This window comes from Algoriphagus faecimaris (assembly GCF_900101705.1).
GTDB classification, from domain to species: Bacteria; Bacteroidota; Bacteroidia; order Cytophagales; family Cyclobacteriaceae; genus Algoriphagus; species Algoriphagus faecimaris.
Map to the genome: position 1 here is coordinate 1 of NZ_FNAC01000108.1, position 1063 is coordinate 1063.

At 35.2% G+C, this 1063-nt stretch carries 1 protein-coding gene; it reads right to left on the reverse strand.

Annotated features, from left to right (window positions below):
* A partial coding sequence (locus BLQ57_RS20800) for an ATP-binding protein (protein ID WP_139162864.1) occupies positions 1-793 on the reverse strand: 793 nt, incomplete at its 3' end.
* Between the last annotated feature and the right edge of the window lie 270 nt (positions 794-1063).

Below are 1063 nucleotides of genomic sequence, written 5' to 3' on the forward strand. Positions count from 1 at the left end.
AAGCATCAAATTTTTCATCTTTTTGAATGTAGGCTTTTAGGCAGGTATTTACAGAACCATCAATCAGCGTTGTGATTTCCCATTCGTTAATTGAACCCAATTCGTGGGTTTTGATTAAGGTCTTTGAAAATGTCTTTGACGAACCGTTTTCAACTACAATAACTGATTCAATTTGCTCATTGAATAATTGAGTTATAGGAATTAATTCGTCCAAGCATTGCAATCCAACTTTGGCAGTTGCCTTTCCTTTTTCACCTAAGCTATATGTAAATTTCGTTTGAAATTTATCAACTCCTAAATAGCTTTCTTCCCTAATTGATTCATCAAATTCTTTGTTTGACTCTTGTTGTAACTTAAAAAAGTGTTCATTATCGGTTGCATCTCTGTTTAGCAAAAAATGAAAACAACCTTGATTATCGTTGAGTTTTCCAGTTATATAAACTTCTTTTGAAAGAAGGTAAGTAGTCATAAAGCCAGTTCCAAATCTACCTGTCTTGCCTTCTTTATTGTTTTTTGATGAGCCTTGAATAATTAAGCTAAGAATATCATCTAAGTCAAAGGGGTTTCCTGTGTGTGAAAATGAAATTTCGTTTTCGGAAATTTCGATTTTCACTTGTATGCTTTGGTTATCTTCTACAGAGTCTTTTGCATTTTGAAGCAACTCCCAAAACCAACGCTTTTCATAATCTTCTCTTTCATTTTCTCTGGCCACAATATCTCTATACACACTGTCAGCGTGTCGAACTTCTGCTATATGTTGTCGTCTTTGTTGTATTTGTTCTTTTTGAATCATTGTCTGTCAAAATGAATGATTATTGTTGTTAAGCCGGGTCTTGTTAGCATTACCGCCAACGTTTTGCGGCTTGGCGAAGGTGGCGATTTAACCACAAATGTTCATACGAAGCACACACTTCAAATTTACGAAAAACTGTCATACGAAGCACTGAACCGCCACTTTTGCCAAACCGCTGTTGCACTAAACCTGCGGTAGTTTCAAGAGCAGCCAGAAAGAGGTAACTTTTTAGATCAATTTTAATCTCGTTTTAATCATGAAAAAAAAAGG